The sequence below is a fragment of the Niallia oryzisoli genome, from assembly GCF_036670025.1.
Taxonomy (GTDB): domain Bacteria; phylum Bacillota; class Bacilli; order Bacillales; family Cytobacillaceae; genus Bacillus_BD; species Bacillus_BD oryzisoli.
In genome coordinates this window covers 134,437-153,770 of the sequence record NZ_CP137640.1, presented here as the reverse complement: position 1 = coordinate 153,770, position 19,334 = coordinate 134,437, and the positions used below count along the sequence as shown (strand labels likewise).

31 protein-coding genes and 1 pseudogene are annotated in these 19,334 nt (G+C 38.2%); 2 read left to right on the top strand and 30 right to left on the bottom strand.

Annotation, left to right across the window (positions count from 1 at the left end; translation table 11 throughout):
• Nucleotides 1-91 precede the first annotated feature (91 nt).
• Nucleotides 92-1,738 carry a DUF927 domain-containing protein gene (locus R4Z09_RS00835; protein WP_338450548.1) on the bottom strand — a complete coding sequence of 549 codons (1,647 nt, stop codon included), beginning with the start codon at nucleotides 1,736-1,738 and terminating at the stop codon, nucleotides 92-94.
• A gap of 216 nt (nucleotides 1,739-1,954) precedes the next feature.
• Entirely contained in the window at nucleotides 1,955-2,236 is a 282-nt protein-coding gene (locus tag R4Z09_RS00830) for a helix-turn-helix domain-containing protein (protein ID WP_338450547.1), read from the bottom strand.
• Between the two features lie 169 nt (nucleotides 2,237-2,405).
• On the opposite strand from R4Z09_RS00830, the gene R4Z09_RS00825 reads away from it, so the two are divergent.
• A complete protein-coding gene (locus tag R4Z09_RS00825; protein WP_338450546.1) occupies nucleotides 2,406-3,197 on the top strand; it encodes a helix-turn-helix transcriptional regulator in 792 nt (263 codons plus the stop codon).
• Between the two features lie 57 nt (nucleotides 3,198-3,254).
• Nucleotides 3,255-4,427, top strand: a complete 1,173-nt coding sequence (locus tag R4Z09_RS00820; RefSeq protein ID WP_338450545.1) for a site-specific integrase — start codon at nucleotides 3,255-3,257, stop codon at nucleotides 4,425-4,427.
• Nucleotides 4,428-4,526: 99 nt separating this feature from the next.
• Here R4Z09_RS00820 and rpsI read toward each other — a convergent pair whose 3' ends face one another.
• From rpsI to rplP, 28 genes and pseudogenes are all read right to left on the bottom strand, one after another.
• Nucleotides 4,527-4,919: a 30S ribosomal protein S9 gene (gene rpsI, locus R4Z09_RS00815; protein ID WP_338450544.1), complete on the bottom strand. Its 393-nt coding sequence runs from the start codon at nucleotides 4,917-4,919 to the stop codon at nucleotides 4,527-4,529.
• Between the two features lie 21 nt (nucleotides 4,920-4,940).
• A complete protein-coding gene (rplM, locus tag R4Z09_RS00810) occupies nucleotides 4,941-5,378 on the bottom strand; it encodes a 50S ribosomal protein L13 (protein ID WP_338450543.1) in 438 nt (145 codons plus the stop codon).
• Between the two features lie 203 nt (nucleotides 5,379-5,581).
• Complete coding sequence (truA, locus tag R4Z09_RS00805; protein WP_338450542.1) at nucleotides 5,582-6,319, bottom strand: tRNA pseudouridine(38-40) synthase TruA; 738 nt, start codon at nucleotides 6,317-6,319, stop codon at nucleotides 5,582-5,584.
• A gap of 12 nt (nucleotides 6,320-6,331) precedes the next feature.
• Nucleotides 6,332-7,129, bottom strand: coding sequence for an energy-coupling factor transporter transmembrane protein EcfT (locus R4Z09_RS00800; protein ID WP_338450541.1), 798 nt, complete (start codon nucleotides 7,127-7,129; stop codon nucleotides 6,332-6,334).
• Complete coding sequence (locus R4Z09_RS00795; RefSeq protein ID WP_338450540.1) at nucleotides 7,126-7,995, bottom strand: energy-coupling factor ABC transporter ATP-binding protein; 870 nt, start codon at nucleotides 7,993-7,995, stop codon at nucleotides 7,126-7,128. The genes R4Z09_RS00800 and R4Z09_RS00795 overlap by 4 nt, the downstream gene beginning before the upstream one ends.
• Nucleotides 7,971-8,810, bottom strand: coding sequence for an energy-coupling factor ABC transporter ATP-binding protein (locus tag R4Z09_RS00790; RefSeq protein ID WP_338450539.1), 840 nt, complete (start codon nucleotides 8,808-8,810; stop codon nucleotides 7,971-7,973). The genes R4Z09_RS00795 and R4Z09_RS00790 overlap by 25 nt, the downstream gene beginning before the upstream one ends.
• A gap of 558 nt (nucleotides 8,811-9,368) precedes the next feature.
• Nucleotides 9,369-9,731, bottom strand: coding sequence for a 50S ribosomal protein L17 (gene rplQ, locus R4Z09_RS00785; protein ID WP_150441759.1), 363 nt, complete (start codon nucleotides 9,729-9,731; stop codon nucleotides 9,369-9,371).
• A gap of 58 nt (nucleotides 9,732-9,789) precedes the next feature.
• A complete protein-coding gene (locus R4Z09_RS00780) occupies nucleotides 9,790-10,734 on the bottom strand; it encodes a DNA-directed RNA polymerase subunit alpha (protein ID WP_338453170.1) in 945 nt (314 codons plus the stop codon).
• A gap of 170 nt (nucleotides 10,735-10,904) precedes the next feature.
• Nucleotides 10,905-11,294: a 30S ribosomal protein S11 gene (gene rpsK, locus R4Z09_RS00775; RefSeq protein ID WP_150441760.1), complete on the bottom strand. Its 390-nt coding sequence runs from the start codon at nucleotides 11,292-11,294 to the stop codon at nucleotides 10,905-10,907.
• A 23-nt stretch (nucleotides 11,295-11,317) separates the two neighbouring features.
• Nucleotides 11,318-11,683, bottom strand: a complete 366-nt coding sequence (gene rpsM, locus R4Z09_RS00770) for a 30S ribosomal protein S13 (RefSeq protein WP_150441761.1) — start codon at nucleotides 11,681-11,683, stop codon at nucleotides 11,318-11,320.
• Between the two features lie 23 nt (nucleotides 11,684-11,706).
• Nucleotides 11,707-11,820, bottom strand: a complete 114-nt coding sequence (gene rpmJ, locus R4Z09_RS00765; RefSeq protein WP_003156543.1) for a 50S ribosomal protein L36 — start codon at nucleotides 11,818-11,820, stop codon at nucleotides 11,707-11,709.
• Between the two features lie 38 nt (nucleotides 11,821-11,858).
• Complete coding sequence (infA, locus tag R4Z09_RS00760) at nucleotides 11,859-12,077, bottom strand: translation initiation factor IF-1 (RefSeq protein WP_338450538.1); 219 nt, start codon at nucleotides 12,075-12,077, stop codon at nucleotides 11,859-11,861.
• Nucleotides 12,078-12,156: 79 nt separating this feature from the next.
• Nucleotides 12,157-12,267: pseudogene (locus R4Z09_RS30955) on the bottom strand (type I methionyl aminopeptidase); the annotation flags it as partial.
• Nucleotides 12,268-12,287: 20 nt separating this feature from the next.
• Nucleotides 12,288-12,941 (bottom strand): adenylate kinase, encoded by a 654-nt coding sequence (locus R4Z09_RS00755; protein WP_338450537.1) that lies wholly within the window; start codon nucleotides 12,939-12,941, stop codon nucleotides 12,288-12,290.
• A 68-nt stretch (nucleotides 12,942-13,009) separates the two neighbouring features.
• Complete coding sequence (secY, locus tag R4Z09_RS00750) at nucleotides 13,010-14,305, bottom strand: preprotein translocase subunit SecY (RefSeq protein WP_338450536.1); 1,296 nt, start codon at nucleotides 14,303-14,305, stop codon at nucleotides 13,010-13,012.
• Nucleotides 14,305-14,745: a 50S ribosomal protein L15 gene (gene rplO, locus R4Z09_RS00745; protein ID WP_338450535.1), complete on the bottom strand. Its 441-nt coding sequence runs from the start codon at nucleotides 14,743-14,745 to the stop codon at nucleotides 14,305-14,307. Before rplO ends, secY begins: the two co-directional genes overlap by 1 nt.
• Nucleotides 14,746-14,778: 33 nt before the next feature.
• Complete coding sequence (rpmD, locus tag R4Z09_RS00740) at nucleotides 14,779-14,961, bottom strand: 50S ribosomal protein L30 (protein WP_338450534.1); 183 nt, start codon at nucleotides 14,959-14,961, stop codon at nucleotides 14,779-14,781.
• Between the two features lie 13 nt (nucleotides 14,962-14,974).
• Entirely contained in the window at nucleotides 14,975-15,475 is a 501-nt protein-coding gene (gene rpsE / locus R4Z09_RS00735; RefSeq protein ID WP_338450533.1) for a 30S ribosomal protein S5, read from the bottom strand.
• A gap of 24 nt (nucleotides 15,476-15,499) precedes the next feature.
• Nucleotides 15,500-15,862 (bottom strand): 50S ribosomal protein L18, encoded by a 363-nt coding sequence (gene rplR / locus R4Z09_RS00730; protein WP_338450532.1) that lies wholly within the window; start codon nucleotides 15,860-15,862, stop codon nucleotides 15,500-15,502.
• Nucleotides 15,863-15,894: 32 nt separating this feature from the next.
• The gene (gene rplF, locus R4Z09_RS00725) at nucleotides 15,895-16,431 is read right to left on the bottom strand and encodes a 50S ribosomal protein L6 (protein WP_338450531.1); all 537 of its coding nucleotides are present in this window, start codon (nucleotides 16,429-16,431) and stop codon (nucleotides 15,895-15,897) included.
• A 30-nt stretch (nucleotides 16,432-16,461) separates the two neighbouring features.
• Entirely contained in the window at nucleotides 16,462-16,860 is a 399-nt protein-coding gene (gene rpsH, locus R4Z09_RS00720; protein ID WP_338450530.1) for a 30S ribosomal protein S8, read from the bottom strand.
• A 30-nt stretch (nucleotides 16,861-16,890) separates the two neighbouring features.
• Nucleotides 16,891-17,076 (bottom strand): 30S ribosomal protein S14, encoded by a 186-nt coding sequence (gene rpsN, locus R4Z09_RS00715; RefSeq protein ID WP_001085700.1) that lies wholly within the window; start codon nucleotides 17,074-17,076, stop codon nucleotides 16,891-16,893.
• A 25-nt stretch (nucleotides 17,077-17,101) separates the two neighbouring features.
• On the bottom strand, nucleotides 17,102-17,641 hold the full coding sequence (rplE, locus tag R4Z09_RS00710) for a 50S ribosomal protein L5 (RefSeq protein ID WP_338450529.1): 540 nt from the start codon (nucleotides 17,639-17,641) through the stop codon (nucleotides 17,102-17,104).
• A gap of 26 nt (nucleotides 17,642-17,667) precedes the next feature.
• Entirely contained in the window at nucleotides 17,668-17,979 is a 312-nt protein-coding gene (gene rplX, locus R4Z09_RS00705) for a 50S ribosomal protein L24 (protein ID WP_071396706.1), read from the bottom strand.
• A 35-nt stretch (nucleotides 17,980-18,014) separates the two neighbouring features.
• Nucleotides 18,015-18,383, bottom strand: a complete 369-nt coding sequence (gene rplN, locus R4Z09_RS00700; protein WP_338450528.1) for a 50S ribosomal protein L14 — start codon at nucleotides 18,381-18,383, stop codon at nucleotides 18,015-18,017.
• A 40-nt stretch (nucleotides 18,384-18,423) separates the two neighbouring features.
• Complete coding sequence (gene rpsQ, locus R4Z09_RS00695) at nucleotides 18,424-18,687, bottom strand: 30S ribosomal protein S17 (RefSeq protein ID WP_338450527.1); 264 nt, start codon at nucleotides 18,685-18,687, stop codon at nucleotides 18,424-18,426.
• 19 nt (nucleotides 18,688-18,706) lie between these two features.
• Nucleotides 18,707-18,910, bottom strand: coding sequence for a 50S ribosomal protein L29 (gene rpmC, locus R4Z09_RS00690; RefSeq protein WP_003351417.1), 204 nt, complete (start codon nucleotides 18,908-18,910; stop codon nucleotides 18,707-18,709).
• The gene (gene rplP / locus R4Z09_RS00685) at nucleotides 18,900-19,334 is read right to left on the bottom strand and encodes a 50S ribosomal protein L16 (protein ID WP_338450526.1); all 435 of its coding nucleotides are present in this window, start codon (nucleotides 19,332-19,334) and stop codon (nucleotides 18,900-18,902) included. Before rplP ends, rpmC begins: the two co-directional genes overlap by 11 nt.

The window sequence follows — 19,334 nt, the reverse complement described above, 5'->3', positions numbered from 1 at the left end:
GCCATTGTTTTTGTAATTACTCAAACCCTTGATACAGTTGATTTCTTTATATAAGAATTACAGAATTACAAAATTACATATTAATTTATGGTTATTTAAAGTCTAATCTAGAAAAAGTAAATCCCTGCTCTTTTAAAAAATCTGAACTAACTTGTACAACTCGAAATGATTGACCTTTATGTGTGATTGACAAATAATCTACCACTTTAACATTATTCTTTTGACTAACCGTCAGACTCTGATTTTTCCAAGCTTCTCTTATTTGCCTCATGTCTGTTCGTAACTTTTTTTTCAAATAATCAATTGTTAAGAATAACCCTTTTGCATTGCTTATTGCATGTATTCCATTCGCTGGTTCATACTCAGCGTAAACATGATTTCTATTTGCTTCTAATTCCTCAAGAATCTCGATTAAAACATTCTTAGCCCGATCCACATGATTGTTTTCATTACAGATTTCTAAAAATAATTCTGCAAGATTAGCAATTGGAATCTTCATTCCTTCATCCCTAAACAAGTCGTTTAACACTTCAGCGATAAAAACAATAAATGCGTACGGTTTAGCGATCCGATGCATTATGTTATTTCCTTTAGCGTAATCTTGAAATAGGGTTACTAATTTAGAATATCGAGGCAAGAATTCACCCTTACGTTGCGCCCAACGTTTTAAGAACTCTATTCCAATAGTGCCATACAGCTCTTTTGATCCATCTTTGAAATTTGCTAATTTATCATTATATGACTTTAAATTATAATTTGTAATCGGAATAACTCGTGCAGCAGTCCCTTGTGCGGTTGTATACTCTAGCATATTATTTTCCCCTGTACTAATTAAGACTGAATTCCACTTTCCGGTTTCTCTCATTCCTTCTAATGAACCTCTTGCACGACCAGTCCCATTTCCAAATCGGTAGATAATATCCTGTAGCATATTTGGATCCTTAACTTCATTGGTATCATCCAAAATGACAGGAAAAGCATTGAGGAATATTGCTCTTCTTTCAATCGCCACATCTGTAGCATTAAAGGTTATCATATAGCTTTTATGATTTGCCCAAACACTAGCTGCAATAATCTGTGCAGTTGTTTTTCCAACTGAACTTGGACCAGATATATCAATAATAATTGGGCTTAATTTAAATTCTTCAAATAGCACTGATGCAAAAGAAGCGACTACTGGAATAACTGCTTTGTTGTATCCTCTAATCGGTGCAAAATATTCATCTATCCATTCTTTTACACTTCCCTTTTGGCCAAAAGAATTTAGTAATTTGATCTCACCAGTGTCTGGTGGTTCAATATAGTAATCTGTACTTATTAAAGGGTGTATAAAGTCTTCACCCCCATATCCTATGTGGCGTATCATTTTGGCTTTGTTGATTCGATTTACATCTAAATACTTGTTGAAATATTCAATTAGACTTCTAGCATTTAAATCATTGCTACTAAATCCTTTATTAGCAAGTTGAATGATTTCCCTTCTTGAAGCTAATGTAATAGCAGGTACGATTTCTGTATAAATTCGTCCATTACTAAACCATTTCAATTCATACTTAACATTATTTTGCTCTATATCATCAAAGTATTTCGTGACATATGGAACCTGCCGACTTACTTCCACCTTTTCTACCTTTCCTTCTTTTTCAATATGCTTACACAACTTGTTATTGTTTATGTCGAAAGGTAATGGTATTTTAAATCCTCTCACTTCTTCTAAAAATGATTTATAAGCCGTCATTTATTTGTCCCCCCTCGTAGAGAACGGTTGCAAAGGGGACACTCTTTACTATAAAATATAAGTGTTTATCTTTATTTACATGCCCCATTAACTCACGGCAATGAGTTAATGGGCCTTTTTTGTACAGAAACATTTATTCTTCCTCCGAGTTACGAATATTACAAATACTCAATCTAAATTTTAGACTAAAACTTATACATATTGCTCGCCAGATCTTTATCGTTTATTACTTTCCAAGAACTCATCAATATCCTTCTTACTTAATAACTTCACATTTTCCACTTCAATCACCGGTAACCCACTTTCAATAAACTTTTGAAGAGTATTGAAACTTACTCCAATGTAATTAGACGCTTCTTTCTTATTCATATACGGTTTAAAAGTTGAACCCTCTTTAGCACGTTCAAAGCTATCCCGTGCTAGTTTCAATAAAAGTTGTTGATATGATTCTAAAAACTCTTTTGGCAGTTGCAGTGGTAATATCGTAGTGGACTGCATAAAATTTCTCCCCCCCTCCCTAAAGACAATTATACTTGTTTTTATTAAACAAGTTTACTTTACAATTGAATGATATTATATGACATTATATATTGTCAAGAAAAACATAACCATACTTGTTGATTTTAACAAAGCATGTATGTTAATTTTGAATTGGAGGTGATATAAATTGATTAAATTAAATTTAAAACAGATAATGAAAGACCAGAAATTATCATTAACTGATTTATCGGAACTAACGGGAATATCTACTAATTCTTTAGGTGCTTTAGCTAATGGAAAAAGTAACGGTATCCAGTTTCATACTTTAGAGAAAATACTAGATGCTACTGGGTGTCGGGTGGAAGAGTTAATTCACAATGTAGGTTCTTTATATACAATTTCACTGTTAAGGGATTCAAATAATTACGGTTCATTCACTAATTTAGAAGCGAAGCCATTTGCATATAATATTCAATTTAAAAACCAGGATAACGGTAAAACGGGAATTCTAAAAATTCAGGTTTCAGCATTATTAAATAAAGTCCATTTACCTAAATCAAATATTGATAAAATATCTATTCAGATTTTATTTATGGATTTTATTCTGGAAAATGAATCTGATAAGGAATTATCATTCTTTATCAAAAATGCCGATGATTCCTTAATGACTGCTTTAGCACATCTTATTGCAACAGAGTTATTATGGAATTATCAAAGCGAAGGTATAAATCACAATTCATCTATATTATTCAGTTGGTATGGCTTCCCTAATGTTTCTCATAATTGCAATGATATATTGATCAAACCATTTCCTTATGAGCTTAGTGTTTCGGATGGCAACACAACTGAATTAAAATTTGATTATGTTAGTCCATTTATTGCGGATCTAAATTCATTGACTAGAACTTTTCCTAATATTAAAAATGTCTCACACAATGCTGAAACTGGTAAAACATCGATTTCAATCTATTCAAAGTAACTAGCTACATTCCTTTTACACATATTGCTCGCCAGCGTATTGGAAAGGAATGATATTATGGCTGAAATTAAGCCGTATACGAAAAAAGATGGCTCTAAAGCCTATATGTTTAATCTCTATTTAGGAATTGATCCAATAACAGGAAAAAAGAAACGAACAACTAGACGTGGATTCACTTCACGCAAAGAAGCTAATTTAGCACTGTCTAAGTTACGATTAGAATTAGAGGAACAGGGCATTGGTACTATTAGTAATTTAACGTTCCAAGAGGTATATGAACTGTGGATTGAGCATCATAGGAATGAAATTAAAGTTTCTACTTACGATGTTATTGTTAGTAAATTTAAAAGGATTTTGCCGAAGTTTGGTCATTTAATAATTAATAACATTTCAAGAGGCTACTGTCAGCAAGTTATTAATGATTGGTCTAAAGAGCTTAAAACGGTTAATGACTATAAAATACAGATCAATCTCGTTTTTAAGCATGCTCAAAAGATTGGTATCATCCAACAAAATCCAATGCAATTTGTAACAATCCCAAAAAGACAAGAAGAGTTGCTATACGATGAACTTGATGAAAAAGTAAATTTCTTTACAAAGGAAGAATTGAAGCGTTTCTTATCTTTTCTAGAAAAAGAAGAGAATTATAAAACATTTACTATTATACGATTGCTTGCATTTACCGGAGCGCGTAAGGGTGAGGTACTTGCGTTACATTGGTCTGATATTGACTTTGGCAATCGTACAATCACTTTTAAAAGGACTCTTGTAGAAACAAAGGGCAAACAATTGCTTCAGACACCTAAAACAGCCTCTTCTAGACGAGTTATTAGTGTAGATGAGGGAACACTTGAAATACTAAAAAAATGGCGTACAGAGCAAACAAAGGCTTATGAGCATTTGAGTATAGAAATTGCTACTGATGATATCCAACCAATCTTCACTCGCTATTCGCACGAAGAAAGTAAAATGAAGTTTATTCGTCTTGCTACTCCAAATGACCAGCTCTCAAGTTTCTTTAAACGTCATACGGAATTCGAGCCCATTACTATACATGGATTACGTCATACGCATGCATCATTACTTTTTGAAGCTGGTGCAAGTATTAAAGATGTACAAGCACGTTTGGGACATAGTGACATTCAAACGACCATGAACATCTATACTCATGTCACAAATGCAGCTAAAGAAAAGGTAGCTCATCTATTCGAAAACTATATGGAATTTTGAAAAGGGTATTCAAAGGGTATTCAATTACTTTTGAAGTCATTAAAAAACCCTTTCTCGAAAGTTGAGAAAGGGTTTGAAAACGTTGATATAAAGCCAATATTAACGTTTTGAGAACTGAGGTGCACGACGAGCGCCTTTAAGACCGTATTTCTTACGTTCTTTCATACGTGGGTCACGAGTTAATAATCCAGCGCGCTTTAAAGTTGGACGGAATTCTGGATCAGCTTGAAGTAATGCACGAGCGATACCGTGACGGATTGCTCCAGCTTGACCAGTGTAACCTCCACCATTTACATTTACAAGAACATCATAGCTGCCAAGAGTTTCAGTAGCTACTAAAGGTTGGTTAACAACCTCACGTAATGCTGCGAATGGGATATAATCAACCATTTCACGACCATTGATAATTACTTTACCGTCGCCTGGAACTAAACGAACACGTGCAACGGAGCTTTTACGACGACCAGTACCAATATATTGAACCTGTGCCAAGATAATAACCTCCCTTATAAATTATCCACGAAGTTCGTAAACTTCAGGTTTTTGAGCTTGGTGCGGATGTTCGCTACCAGCGTATACATGTAATTTGCTGAACATTTGACGACCAAGAGTATTCTTAGGAAGCATACCTTTGATTGCTAGTTCAAGCATTCTTTCTGGATAGTTTGTACGCATTTCAAGAGCCGTTCTAGTTTTTAAACCGCCTGGGTGTAAGCTGTGACGGTAGTAAATTTTATCATGTAATTTATTACCTGTTAATTGGATCTTTGAAGCATTTAAGATGATCACGTGATCACCAGTGTCAACATGTGGTGTGTAAGTTGGTTTATGTTTACCGCGTAAGATGGATGCAACTTCAGTAGCAAGACGACCTAGAGTTTTGCCTTCCGCATCAACAACGTACCATTTACGCTCAATATTTTGTGCATTTGCCATAAACGTTGTACGCATGAGTTTCCCTCCTAAAAGTAACTGTTAATTTTTTAAAAAAAGTTCATTTCGCATATTTAATCACAATAAGTTCCGGGGCTTATCGTGGGATTAAAAATCATACCATATAATAATATATCCTAACATACCTAATGTCAAGAAAATGTTACGCCAGGTTTAGTTGTTATGAAGAAAAATTTCTAACCGCTTTAGAAACTGCGGTTTTAATAGAAAACTTCCCATAAATACAAGCCATGCGCAGCTGCAGTTTTTCCTGCCAGACTGCGGTCCTTTCCAGCCAAAATCGTCTTCATATCTTCAGGCTGATGTAGACCGCGCCCTGTTTCTAAAAGGGTACCGACGAGGATTCTGACCATATTGTAAAGAAAGCCGTCACCGACAAAGCGGAACATTAATTGTTCTCTGCTCATTTCGATGCCAACTCTAAGAATGGTCCGAACCCGGTCTTCTACTTCTGTTTTTGCTGAACAAAAACTCGTAAAGTCATGAGTCCCTACTAGATAGTCTGCAGCGGCCTTCATTTGTTTGATATCGAGCGGGTACCCATATTGAAACTGATAATGCCGCGTAAAAGGATCCTTATAGTTTGACAGCCTTACAAAATAGCGATACTCCTTACCTGTTGCATCAAAACGCGCATGGAAGTCAGGAGCGGCCTTTTCAACCTTTTTAACCGCTATATCATCAGGCAGAAGGGAATGTAATGCATTTACCCACTTGTCTTCAGGTATATGTAAGGGTGAGTCAAAATGAATAACCTGTCCCCTAGCATGAACACCTGCATCGGTTCTGCCTGATGCCGTAATTCTAATCGGACTGCCTTTATGAAGTTTTTTAAGCGCCTCTTCGATCTCACTTTGGACAGTCCTTTTCTGAGGCTGAACCTGATAGCCGGAGAAAAGCGTACCATCGTAGCTAATCGTACATTTATATCGCTGCATCCTTTACCCTCGTTACGTTCTAAATAGTATTAATAAGACTGTAATGACAGCCAATAATAACAGCATAGCCGTATCGGCAAATGACCATTTTAACAGCCGGTACTTTGTTCTGCCTTCACCGCCGCGATAGCCTCTTGCCTCCATGGCAACCGCGAGCTCCTCCGCCCTTTTAAAAGAGCTGATAAATAACGGAATGAGAAGCGGAATAATCGCCTTAAGCCGATCCTTTACAGGGCCGCTGGAAAAATCAACTCCACGGGCAGTCTGTGCCTTCATAATGATATCTGTTTCCTGCATAAGCGTTGGAATAAAGCGAAGCGAAATCGACATCATTAAAGCGAGCTCATGAACTGGGAATTTCACTTTTTTTAGCGGCGCGAGCAAAAACTCGATTCCGTCCGTTATCTCGATTGGCGTAGTCGTTAGTGTCAATAACGATGTCACCAAGATAAGGAGGAAAAAGCGCAGGGAAATGAAAATCCCTTTTCTGACTCCTTCTTCATAAATCTTTAACCAGCCCCAATCAAGTAGGACCTCCCCTTCACGGGTAAAAAAGAAATGCAGCAGCAAAGTAAACAGGACAAGCCATAAAACAGGAATAAGACCAGTAAAAATAAAACGTATAGGTACCTTTGACTGCATGATCATAAAAATCGTATACACTAATAAAACACCATAGGTAATCGCGTTATTTGCGATAAAAACAATACAGACAAAGAAAAAAACAATAAGAAGCTTTGACCGTGGGTCCATCCGATGAAGCAGTGATTCTGCTGGAACATAGCGGCCAAAAATCATTTTATCCATCATTTTGGCACACCTCTTTTCATACATTCAGCAACGGACTCTGCTAATTGCTCTGTTGTCAGGCAGATCCGGTCAAGCTTAACATGACAGGTTTCCTCAAAGCTCTTTTGAAAACGGATAACCTCCGGCACATCTAAGCCCAGTTCTATCAGTCCTTCGGGAGCAGCAAAGATTTCCTCAGGTGTTCCTTTTTTAAAGACCTCGCCTTTATGCATGACAATGATCTGATCGGCATAACGGGCCGCATCCTCCATACTATGTGTAACGAGAATCGTTGATAATTTCTTTTCTTTGTGAAGAGAATAGAACATATTCATGATTTCTTTGCGGCCGCGTGGATCAAGGCCGGCAGTCGGCTCATCTAATACAATCACATCTGGATCCATAGCCAGAACACCAGCAATGGCTACCCGTCTCATTTGTCCGCCTGATAAATCGAAAGGAGACTTTTGCAAAAAATCCTCCGATAAACCAACTTGTTTAATTACTTCCCTTGCTCTTCGTTTTGCTTCTTCCTCTGTTACACCAAAATTCATCGGGCCAAAACAAATATCCTTTTCAATTGTTTCTTCAAATAATTGGTGCTCAGGAAATTGAAAAACAATCCCGACTTTTTGTCTGACCTTTTTTAAATTTTTCTGCTTTTGACCAGCCGTTATTTCTGTATCACCAATGATAATTTTTCCCTTTGTCGGTTTTAACAGTGCGTTTAGATGCTGCAGCACCGTTGATTTACCGGAACCAGTGTGACCGATAATGGCAAGGTATGTGCCTTCAGGAATTTCAAAGGATACATTATTTAATGCAAGCCGTTCAAAAGGGGTATTAGCCTGATAACGGTATTCTACCTGTTGAAGTGAGATGTCCATAGCTCTGTCACCAACTCTTTTTCTGATAAATAGGGCTTATCAATCTCTACGCCCTTTTCTTTTAACAGCTTGCTCATTTTTACCGGAAAAGGAATATCTAAGCCAAGCTCAATCAGTTCCTCATCCATTTGGAAAATCTCTTCCGGAGTCCCTTCGCGATACAGCTTACCTTTATTCATCACAATGATTCGATCTGCCTTCGCAGCTTCTTCTAAATCGTGTGTGATAGAAATAACGGTCATATTATGGTCTCCCTTTAACTCTCTAACAGTATTTAATACCTCTTCCCTGCCGCGTGGATCTAACATGGACGTTGCTTCATCCAAAATAATAATCGCAGGACGGAGAGCGATGACACCTGCAATTGCCACCCTTTGCTTTTGGCCGCCGGAAAGATTATGCGGTTCCTGGTTTAGAAAAGAATCCATTTTGACTTTTTTTAATGAACTTTTTACTCGTTGAACCATTTCTTCTCTTGGGATGCCGTTATTTTCTAAAGCAAATGCAACGTCATCCTGAACAGTTGCTCCGACAAACTGATTGTCAGGATTCTGAAACACCATCCCTACCTGTCTTCGGACCTCCCATACATTTTCCTCTGTTAAAGGAATTCCACAAACAGTGATCTTTCCACTGTTTGGAAATTGAAGTCCGTTAAGCAGCTTTGCCAGCGTTGATTTTCCCGACCCATTATGACCAACAATCGCCAGCCATTCTCCCTCATAGATTGTCATTGAGACATCATCAAGAGCAAAGGATGTTTGATCATCATATTGATATGAAATATTTTCTATCTGAACAAGCGCCTTTCGCATCCTGGTCCTCCTCTCAGCTCGTTAATCGCTTGGACACGATTCGTTATCTTTCTACACTATACTAAACTAATCCCAATGAAATCTAGTATATAAGGAATAAAAAAAATACTCGCCATTTTGGCGAGCTTATGACTGTGAAGCAATCGATATAGCTGACTGAATATATGTGACACATGTGCAGAAATCGATGCTAGTTAAAAAGCTTTTTCTGCCATCTGTGATTAGTGATTGCCACCCAAATCATTGCTCATAAATCAAGGGTTAGCACAAAAAAGCCTGCGTCTTTTCACTGGACAAAGTATAAACCGTTTCCAATTATGTGAAAAGACGCATGAGCTAGACGAGTCATATCAGCAAATGTCACTGTAAATCATAGGACACAAGCACATAATCATAAGTGATTATGTACCATCTATTACATAGAGGGACATGCTCATCGTAACGCTCTTTTTTGGCTGCGTGAGATTATATTCTCACCGTTCGATGATTTTGAAAAAAAGGGCATGAACAAGTTCAATGTAAAACTGTCCTATGCCCTTGTTGATTGTTACATCTTAATTAAACTAGTTCAATGATAACCATTGGAGCACCGTCACCACGACGTGGTCCAAGTTTCATGATACGAGTATATCCGCCTTGACGCTCTTCATAACGAGGTGCGATATCAACAAATAACTTTTGTAGAGCATCTTGATTCGTTTCAGCGTTTGCTACCTCATTACGAATAAAAGCAGCTGCTTGACGACGAGCATGTAGATCTCCACGTTTACCAAGCGTAATCATTTTTTCCACAACTGAGCGAAGTTCTTTTGCGCGAGTTTCAGTTGTTTGAATGCGCTCGTTGATAATTAAGTCTGTAGCTAAATCGCGTAGCATAGCTTTACGTTGTGAGCTAGTACGTCCTAACTTTCTGTATCCCATGGAAAGTTTCCCTCCTTTGTTGAAGTTTTGAATCTTGAGTTATTGATTACTATCTGAATCAATCATCTTTACGTAAGCCTAACCCAAGTTCCTCAAGTTTATGTTTTACTTCTTCAAGAGATTTTCTACCAAGATTACGTACTTTCATCATGTCTTCTTCAGTCTTATTCGCTAATTCCTGAACAGTGTTGATGCCTGCACGCTTTAGGCAGTTATATGAACGAACAGAAAGATCTAATTCTTCAATTGTCATCTCTAGAACTTTTTCTTTTTGATCTTCTTCTTTTTCAACCATAATCTCAGCGTTTTGAGCTTCATCTGTCAAGCCGACAAAAATGTTTAAATGCTCATTTAAAATCTTTGCTCCAAGTGCAATTGCATCTTGTGGTCCTGTACTGCCATCTGTCCAAACATCAAATGTTAACTTATCAAAGTTTGTCATTTGACCGACACGTGTATTTTCCACCTGGTAAGAGACACGCGAAACTGGAGTGTAAATAGAGTCGATAGGAATTACACCGATTGGTTGGTCTTCCCGTTTGTTTTGATCAGCAGGAGTATATCCTCGCCCGCGGCGGGCAGTCAATCTCATCCGTAGATGACCATTTGAACCAAGCGTTGCAATGTGAAGATCAGGATTTAGGATTTCAACATCACTATCGTGAGTCACATCCGCAGCTTTCACAATACCTTCGCCTTGTACATCAATTTCAAGAGTCTTTTCTTCATCAGAATAGATTTTAAGTGCCATTTTTTTAATGTTTAAGATGATTGACGTAACATCTTCAACTACACCTTCAATTGTAGAGAACTCATGAAGTACTCCGTCAATTTGAATCGATGTAACAGCAGCGCCAGGAAGTGAGGATAACAAAATACGACGTAAGGAGTTACCTAATGTAGTACCATATCCACGCTCAAGCGGCTCCACGACGAACTTTCCATATTTGGCATCATCGCTGATCTCAATCGTTTCGATTTTTGGTTTTTCTATTTCGATCATCAAAATATACCCTCCTTCAAAACGTCGAAACCCCGGCTAGGTTCCTAACCGAAATTCCCCCAGTATACAATCCCATTTGTGCACAACAACTGGAATAATGATTCTGTATAAAGAAAATAATTTCTATCATAACCCATTATAGACAAGGTTACAAATTCTATACAGAAAAATTACACACGACGACGTTTTGGAGGACGACAACCGTTATGAGGAACAGGAGTTACGTCTTTAATTGCTGTTACTTCTAAGCCAGCAGCTTGAAGAGCACGGATAGCAGCTTCACGTCCAGCACCTGGTCCTTTAACAGTAACCTCTAAAGTTTTCATACCATGTTCCATTGAAGCTTTTGCAGCAGTTTCAGCAGCCATTTGAGCAGCAAATGGAGTTGATTTACGAGATCCTTTAAAGCCTAGAGCACCAGCACTTGACCATGATAGTGCGTTCCCATGAACGTCAGTGATTGTTACAATTGTGTTATTAAAAGTTGAACGGATATGTGCAACTCCTGATTCAATATTCTTTTTCACACGACGTTTGCGTGTATTAGTTTTACGTGCCATTTATAGTTGACCTCCTTTACCGATTATTTCTTTTTGTTCGCTACAGTCTTACGAGGACCTTTACGAGTACGAGCGTTGTTTTTAGTATTTTGTCCACGAACTGGTAAACCACGACGGTGACGAAGACCGCGGTAGCATCCGATTTCCATTAGACGTTTGATGTTTAGGGAAACTTCACGACGAAGGTCACCCTCAACCTTTAATCTGTCAATGATTTCACGGATTTTGTTTAATTCATCTTCAGTTAAATCGCGAACGCGTGTGTCTTCAGATACACCTGCTTCAGCTAAAACCTTTTGAGCAGTAATTTTACCAATACCATAGATATATGTTAATGAGATAACAATACGTTTTTCACGTGGAATATCTACACCTGCAATACGTGCCATACGAAATGTGCACCTCCTTCTTATTAACCTTGTTTTTGTTTATGTTTAGGGTTTTCGCAGATAACCATGACTTTACCTTTTCTGCGGATAACTTTACACTTCTCGCAGATCGGCTTTACTGATGGTCTAACTTTCATTATCCTAACCTCCTTAATAGTACGGAGTGCAATGAGATTTATTTAAAACGGTAAGTGATTCTTCCGCGAGTCAAATCATAAGGTGAAAGCTCAACAGTTACCTTGTCGCCAGGTAAAATGCGGATAAAATGCATTCTAATTTTACCAGATACATGAGCCAAAACAGAATGACCATTTTCTAACTCTACCTTAAACATAGCGTTAGGTAAAGTTTCAATAACCGTACCTTCTATCTCAATTACATCGTCTTTAGCCATCGAGAACATACTCCCTTCTTTTTTCAAATTGTATCTTATTCAAGGCTTTACTCCTAAAGCGCCCTAATCGTAGATCCTAATGTAAGTCTTGCCCCATGCTAGATCCCACATACTCTTGCGCAATGGAAAGGCCGTTTGATTCTGTATACGATTGAATGGTGTGGGAGATGTTCGATAAACGTTCACCTAGTCGCAAATGTTTACAAAGGATCATTCATGTAAGCTCCCGAGTAATTTATCGAGATCAGCAAAAACGATACGAATATCTTGTTGTCCGTTGATATTACGTAAGTATCCTTTTGTTTCATAAAAATCAAGCAATGGTTTCGTCTGCTTTAGATTAACTTCTAAGCGATTACCAACTGTTTCTTCGTTATCATCTGCACGTTGATATAACTCTCCGCCGCACTTATCACAAACATCTGGATTGGCAGGAGGGTTAAAAACAAGATGATAAGTAGCACCACAAGACTTACAAATACGTCTGCCTGTTAAGCGCTCCATAAGAATCTCTTGGTCCACATCAATGTTTATTACAAAATCTATTTTTCTGTTCAAGTCAGAAAGAATATTTTCAAGTGCCTCTGCTTGTGGTACCGTTCTTGGAAATCCATCAAGCAAGAACCCTTTATTACAATCATCTTTACTTAAACGTTCACGTACAATACCAATTGTTACTTCATCAGGAACTAAGTCTCCTTTATCCATAAAGGACTTGGCCTTCAAGCCTAGTTCAGTTCCTTCTTTAATGGCAGCACGGAACATATCCCCAGTAGAAATGTGAGGGATGCCGTATTTTTCGACGATTTTCTCAGCTTGTGTACCTTTTCCGGCACCAGGGAGCCCCATTAATACTAAGTTCATGCGTAATCCCCCCTCAGTCCAATGAGTTTGATTAGGAACAAATCACGTCTACATTCCTAAAAAATAATTTATTTGATAAACCCTTTATAATGACGTTTCACTAATTGTGATTCCAGCTGCTTCATCGTTTCAAGTGCAACACCGATTACAATTAATAAGCTGGTTCCTCCAATTTGTGCAGATTGCGGTAATCCGGCAATTTTTGTGAAAAAGACCGGTAAAATAGCAATCGCAGTCAAAAATAAGGAGCCTACAAATGTTAAACGATATAACGTTCTGGTTAAATACTGCTGTGTATTGATCCCAGGACGAATACCGGGTATATATCCACCTTGTTTCTTCAAGTTATCTGCTACTTGTTCAGGATTTACTTGAATAAAGGCATAGAAATAAGCAAAGGCAATGATTAGAATTGCATAGATTACCATTCCGATTGGATGGGTATAATCAAAGACCTTTTGTATCCAAAGCGTCACATCATTTTGTTCAAAAAATGAGGCGATCGTTCTAGGTGTCACAATAAATGATACTGCAAAAATAACAGGGATAACACCAGCAGCATTTACCTTTAATGGCAAATGAGTTGATTGGCCTCCGACAGGAGTACGACCGGCAACCATGCGTTTTGCATATTGAATTGGAATCTTTCTTAATGCTTCTTGAACAAAAATAACTCCAACAACAATCGCAATAATAGCTATAACAATTAACAATACCGTAACAATACGAATGAAGATATCTTCACCAGCATTTTCGAATTGTTGTGCATATATTTGGTTGACCGTAGTTGGGATTCCCGCGACAATACCCGCAAAGATGATAATGGAAATACCATTTCCAACACCCTTTGAAGTAATTAGCTCACCCAGCCACAAAAGAAATGCAGTACCTGCTGTTAAAACAATTGCAATTAATAAATATGTGCCAATGCTAGGATTTTCAACTAACATTCCGCCTGCCATATTATTAAATCCATATGACATCCCTATTGCTTGGATAAATCCAAGAATAACAGTAAAATAACGAGTAAATTGTGCTAGCTTACGACGTCCAACCTCACCTTGTTTTGACCATTCCGTAAATTTTGGAACAACATCCATTTGTAATAACTGAATGATGATCGAAGCAGTAATATACGGCATAATACCCATTGCAAGAATGGAGAAATTCTTTAATGCTCCCCCAGCAAATGTATTCAATACTCCAAATACACTAAGCTGATCTTGCGCAGCAAGGATCTCTGCATTCACATTCGGTACAGGGATAAATGTACCGATGCGAAATACAATCAACATTAAAAGGGTGAATATGATCTTTTGTCTTATATCACCCACGCGCATAAAATTGGAGATTGTCTGAAACATTAAATCACCTCAGCATTACCGCCGGCAGCTTCAATTGATTCCTTTGCAGCAGAGGAGAATTTGTGAGCTTTAACAGATAATTTCTTTTCAAGTGTTCCTTTTCCAAGGATCTTGATTCCAGATTTTTCGTTACTTACAACACCAGTTTCGATTAATAATTCTGGAGTAACTTCTGTTCCCTCTTCAAATCTGTTAAGAGTATCAAGATTTACAATTGCATACTCTTTACGGTTAATGTTTGTAAAACCACGTTTTGGTAGACGACGGAATAAAGGAGTTTGACCACCTTCAAATCCAAGACGAACACCACCGCCAGAACGGGCATTTTGTCCTTTATGACCTTTACCAGCAGTTTTACCATTACCAGATCCGATACCACGTCCTTTACGCTTGCGCTCGTGACGAGAACCCTCTGCAGGTTTTAATTCATGAAGTTTCATTTTGGCACCTCCTTATTTTTAAGAAGAATGATATTAATTTTCTTTTACAGTTACTAAGTGAGCAACTTTGTTAATCATTCCGCGAATTGCAGGATTGTCCTGCTGCTCAACTGTTTGGTGTAATTTACGCAAACCAAGAGCCTTAACAGTTTCTCTTTGGTCTTGTGGACGACCAATAACACTGCGAGTGAGGGTAATTTGTAATTTGTTTGCCATTTTATTTCCCCCCTTATCCTAACAGTTCTTCTACTGATTTACCACGTAATTTTGCTACGTCTTCAGCACGTTTCAATTGTGTTAAACCTTCAATCGTTGCACGAATAACGTTAATTGGCGTGTTTGTACCTAGAGATTTAGAAAGGATATCACCTACACCAGCTAACTCAAGTACCGCACGAACAGGTCCACCAGCAATAACTCCTGTACCCTCTGAAGCAGGCTTAAGAAGAATTTCACCAGCACCATAATGTCCAACCACTTCATGTGGAATTGTTGTACCAACCATTGGCACTTCAATTAGATTTTTCTTAGCATCTTCGATTGCCTTACGGATAGCATCAGGAACTTCCTGAGCCTTACCAGTACCGAAGCCTACGTGACCATTTTTATCGCCAACTACTACAAGAGCAGTGAAGCGGAAACGACGTCCACCTTTAACAACTTTCGCAACACGGTTAACCGTAACTACGCGTTCTTCTAGTTCAAGCTTATTTGGATCAATGCGACGCATCTTTTTATGTCCCTCCTTTGTCTATTAGAATTCTAAACCGTTCTCGCGTGCAGCATCTGCTAATGCTTTTACACGTCCATGATATAGGTATCCTCCACGGTCAAAAACAATAGATGAAATACCTTTTTCAACAGCGCGTTTAGCTACTAGTTCACCGATCTTAGCAGCCGCATCAATATTACCAGCAGATTCAACACTAACTTCTTTATCTAATGTAGAAGCACTTGCTAAAGTAACTCCGTTAACATCATCAATTAGTTGTGCATAAATGTGTTTATTTGAACGGAACACATTTAAACGAGGACGAGCAGCAGTTCCAGAAAGTTTAGAACGCACGCGTGCGTGTCTTTTCTTACGAACTGCATTTTTATCAGCCTTCGTAATCATCTTGGTCACTCCTTTCGTTTAGCTAAGCAGCATTACTTACCTGTTTTACCTTCCTTACGACGTACAAACTCGCCTTCATAACGAATTCCTTTACCTTTATATGGCTCTGGAGGACGAACGTCACGGATATTGGCAGCCAATGCACCTACATGCTCTTTATTTGTACCTTTAACAATTACCTTTGTATTTGAAGGTACTTCAATTTCGATACCTTCTTCAGGTTCAATTTCAACAGGGTGAGAATAACCAACGTTTAATACAAGTTTTTTTCCTTGTTTTTGAGCACGGTATCCGACACCTATTAATTCTAGTGACTTTTCGAAGCCCTTAGATACTCCTTCAACCATGTTAAAAAGTAACGCGCGAGTCGTTCCGTGCAATGCGCGGTGTTCTTTCGCATCAGATGGACGTGATACAGTGATCACGTTCTCTTCCACTTTAATTTCGATATCAGGGTTAAATGAACGAGTTAGTTCACCTTTAGGACCTTTTACAGTCACTGTGTTTTTATCTAATGTAATCGTAACTCCAGCTGGAATTTCGATTGGTTTTTTTCCTACACGAGACATTTATGGCACCTCCATTCATTGAAAAATCTATTACCAAACGTACGCTAGTACTTCTCCGCCAACTTGCTTAGCGCGAGCTTCTTTATCAGTAAGAACTCCTTGAGAAGTAGATACTAATGCGATACCTAATCCATTTAGTACACGTGGCACTTCGTTAGATTTTGCATACACACGAAGTCCTGGTTTACTAATACGCTTAAGACCAGTGATTACACGCTCATTGCCTGCACCGTATTTTAAGAAAATGCGGATAATACCTTGTTTATTATCTTCAATATATTCTACATCACGAACGAAACCTTCACGCTTTAGAATTTCAGCAATTTCTTTCTTAATATTAGAAGCAGGAACTTCTAATTTTTCGTGACGAACCATATTTGCATTACGAATACGAGTAAGCAAATCTGCAATAGGATCTGTCATGACCATTTAATTTTACCTCCTTCCCAGTTTTGGGTTTTACCAGCTTGCTTTTTTAACACCAGGAATTTGTCCTTTGTACGCTAATTCACGGAAACAAATTCTGCAAAGCTTAAATTTGCGGTATACAGAATGTGGACGTCCACAACGTTCGCAACGTGTATATTCTTGCACTTTGAATTTTGGCGTGCGCTTTTGTTTCGCAATCATTGACTTCTTAGCCACGTCTTCGCCTCCCTCTATTTAGAGATTACTTTTGGAATGGCATTCCGAATTGAGTTAAAAGTTCACGAGCTTCTTCATCAGTATTAGCAGTAGTTACGATAACGATATCCATACCGCGTACTTTACTTACTTTATCATAATCAATTTCAGGGAAAATTAATTGCTCTCTTACACCTAATGTGTAGTTTCCGCGTCCATCAAATGACTTCTTAGAAATACCACGGAAGTCACGTACACGTGGAAGAGATACAGAAACTAATTTATCGAAGAATTCGTACATGCGCTCTCCACGAAGAGTTACCTTCGCGCCGATAGGCATGCCTTCACGTAAACGGAAACCAGCAATTGATTTCTTAGCACGAGTGACTAATGGCTTTTGACCAGTAATTAGTGATAGTTCTTCAACAGCACTATCAAGTGCTTTTGCGTTTTGAACAGCATCACCAACACCCATGTTAACTACGATCTTTTCGATTTTAGGAACTTGCATAACTGATTTATAGTTAAATTTGCTTACTAAAGCAGGAGTAATTTCTTTAACATATTTTTCTTTTAGGCGGTTCATTCGTTGTACCTCCCTTCTTCATTTGACTATTTATCTAGAACTTCACCGGATTTTTTAGCATAACGTACATTTTTACCGTCCACTTCTTTTACACCTACACGAGTTGGTTCACCGGTCTTTGGATCGATAGGCATAACGTTTGATACATGAATAGGTGCTTCCTGGTTAAAGATTCCACCTTGTGGATTCATTTGAGATGGCTTAGAGTGCTTCTTCACAATATTCACGCCTTCAACTAAAACGCGATCTTTCTTAGGGAAAGCAGCAAGAATAACACCTGTTTTGCCTTTGTCTTTACCAGAGATGACCATGACTTTGTCACCTTTTTTCACATGCATCTGTTCGCACCTCCTTAAAGGCAATTTAATTTAAATTATAGAACTTCTGGAGCTAATGAAACGATTTTCATAAAGTTGTTATCACGTAATTCACGTGCAACAGGTCCGAAGATACGAGTTCCACGTGGACTCTTATCGTCACGGATTATAACACATGCGTTTTCATCAAAACGAATGTAACTTCCATCATTACGACGAACACCTGACTTAGTTCGAACAATAACAGCTTTTACTACATCACCTTTTTTAACAACGCCACCTGGTGTTGCTTGTTTTACTGTACAAACGATCACATCACCGATGTTTGCAGTTTTACGGCCAGAACCGCCAAGTACCTTAATAGTAAGGACCTCACGAGCACCAGAGTTATCAGCAACTTTTAAACGTGTTTCTTGTTGAATCATGTGTGTAACCTCCCTTCGGGATCATGCATATTCCGAACAATTATATAATTACTGCTTTTTCCACAACTTCTACAAGACGAAAACGTTTTGTAGCAGACAATGGACGAGTTTCCATAATACGAACTATATCACCAGTTTTTGCTTGGTTTTGCTCATCATGAGCTTTGAACTTTTTAGAGTACTTTACGCGTTTACCGTACAGAGAATGCTTTTTATATGTTTCTACGACTACAGTAATGGTTTTATCCATCTTATCGGAAACAACACGTCCAGTGTACACTTTGCGTTGGTTACGTTCACTCATTTATGAACCTCCTCTCGATTTATCGATTGTTGACGCCGATCTCTCTTTCACGAATCACAGTTTTCATGCGAGCAATCGCTTTGCGTACTTCACGAATACGAGCTGTGTTTTCAAGTTGTCCAGTCGCCAATTGAAAGCGTAGGTTGAAAAGCTCTTCTTTTAGAGATTTTACTTTTTGTTCAATTTCTGCAGTGGTAAGGTCACGAATTTCATTAGCTTTCATTTGATTCACCACCAATTTCTTCTCGTTTTACAAACTTACATTTAACAGGAAGTTTGTGTGCTGCAAGACGTAATGCTTCACGAGCGATCTCTTCAGATACACCAGCGATTTCAAACATAATTTTGCCTGGTTTTACTACTGCAACCCATCCTTCAGGAGCACCTTTACCGGATCCCATACGTACTTCAAGAGGTTTAGCAGTGTAAGGCTTATGAGGGAAGATTTTAATCCAAACCTTACCACCACGTTTCATATAACGTGTCATTGCAATACGGGCAGCTTCAATTTGGCGGTTTGTGATCCATGATGCTTCAGTTGCTTGAAGACCATATTCACCGAAAGTTACTTCAGTACCACCTTTTGCTTGACCGCGCATTTTTCCACGGTGTACACGACGATACTTTACGCGTTTAGGCAATAACAT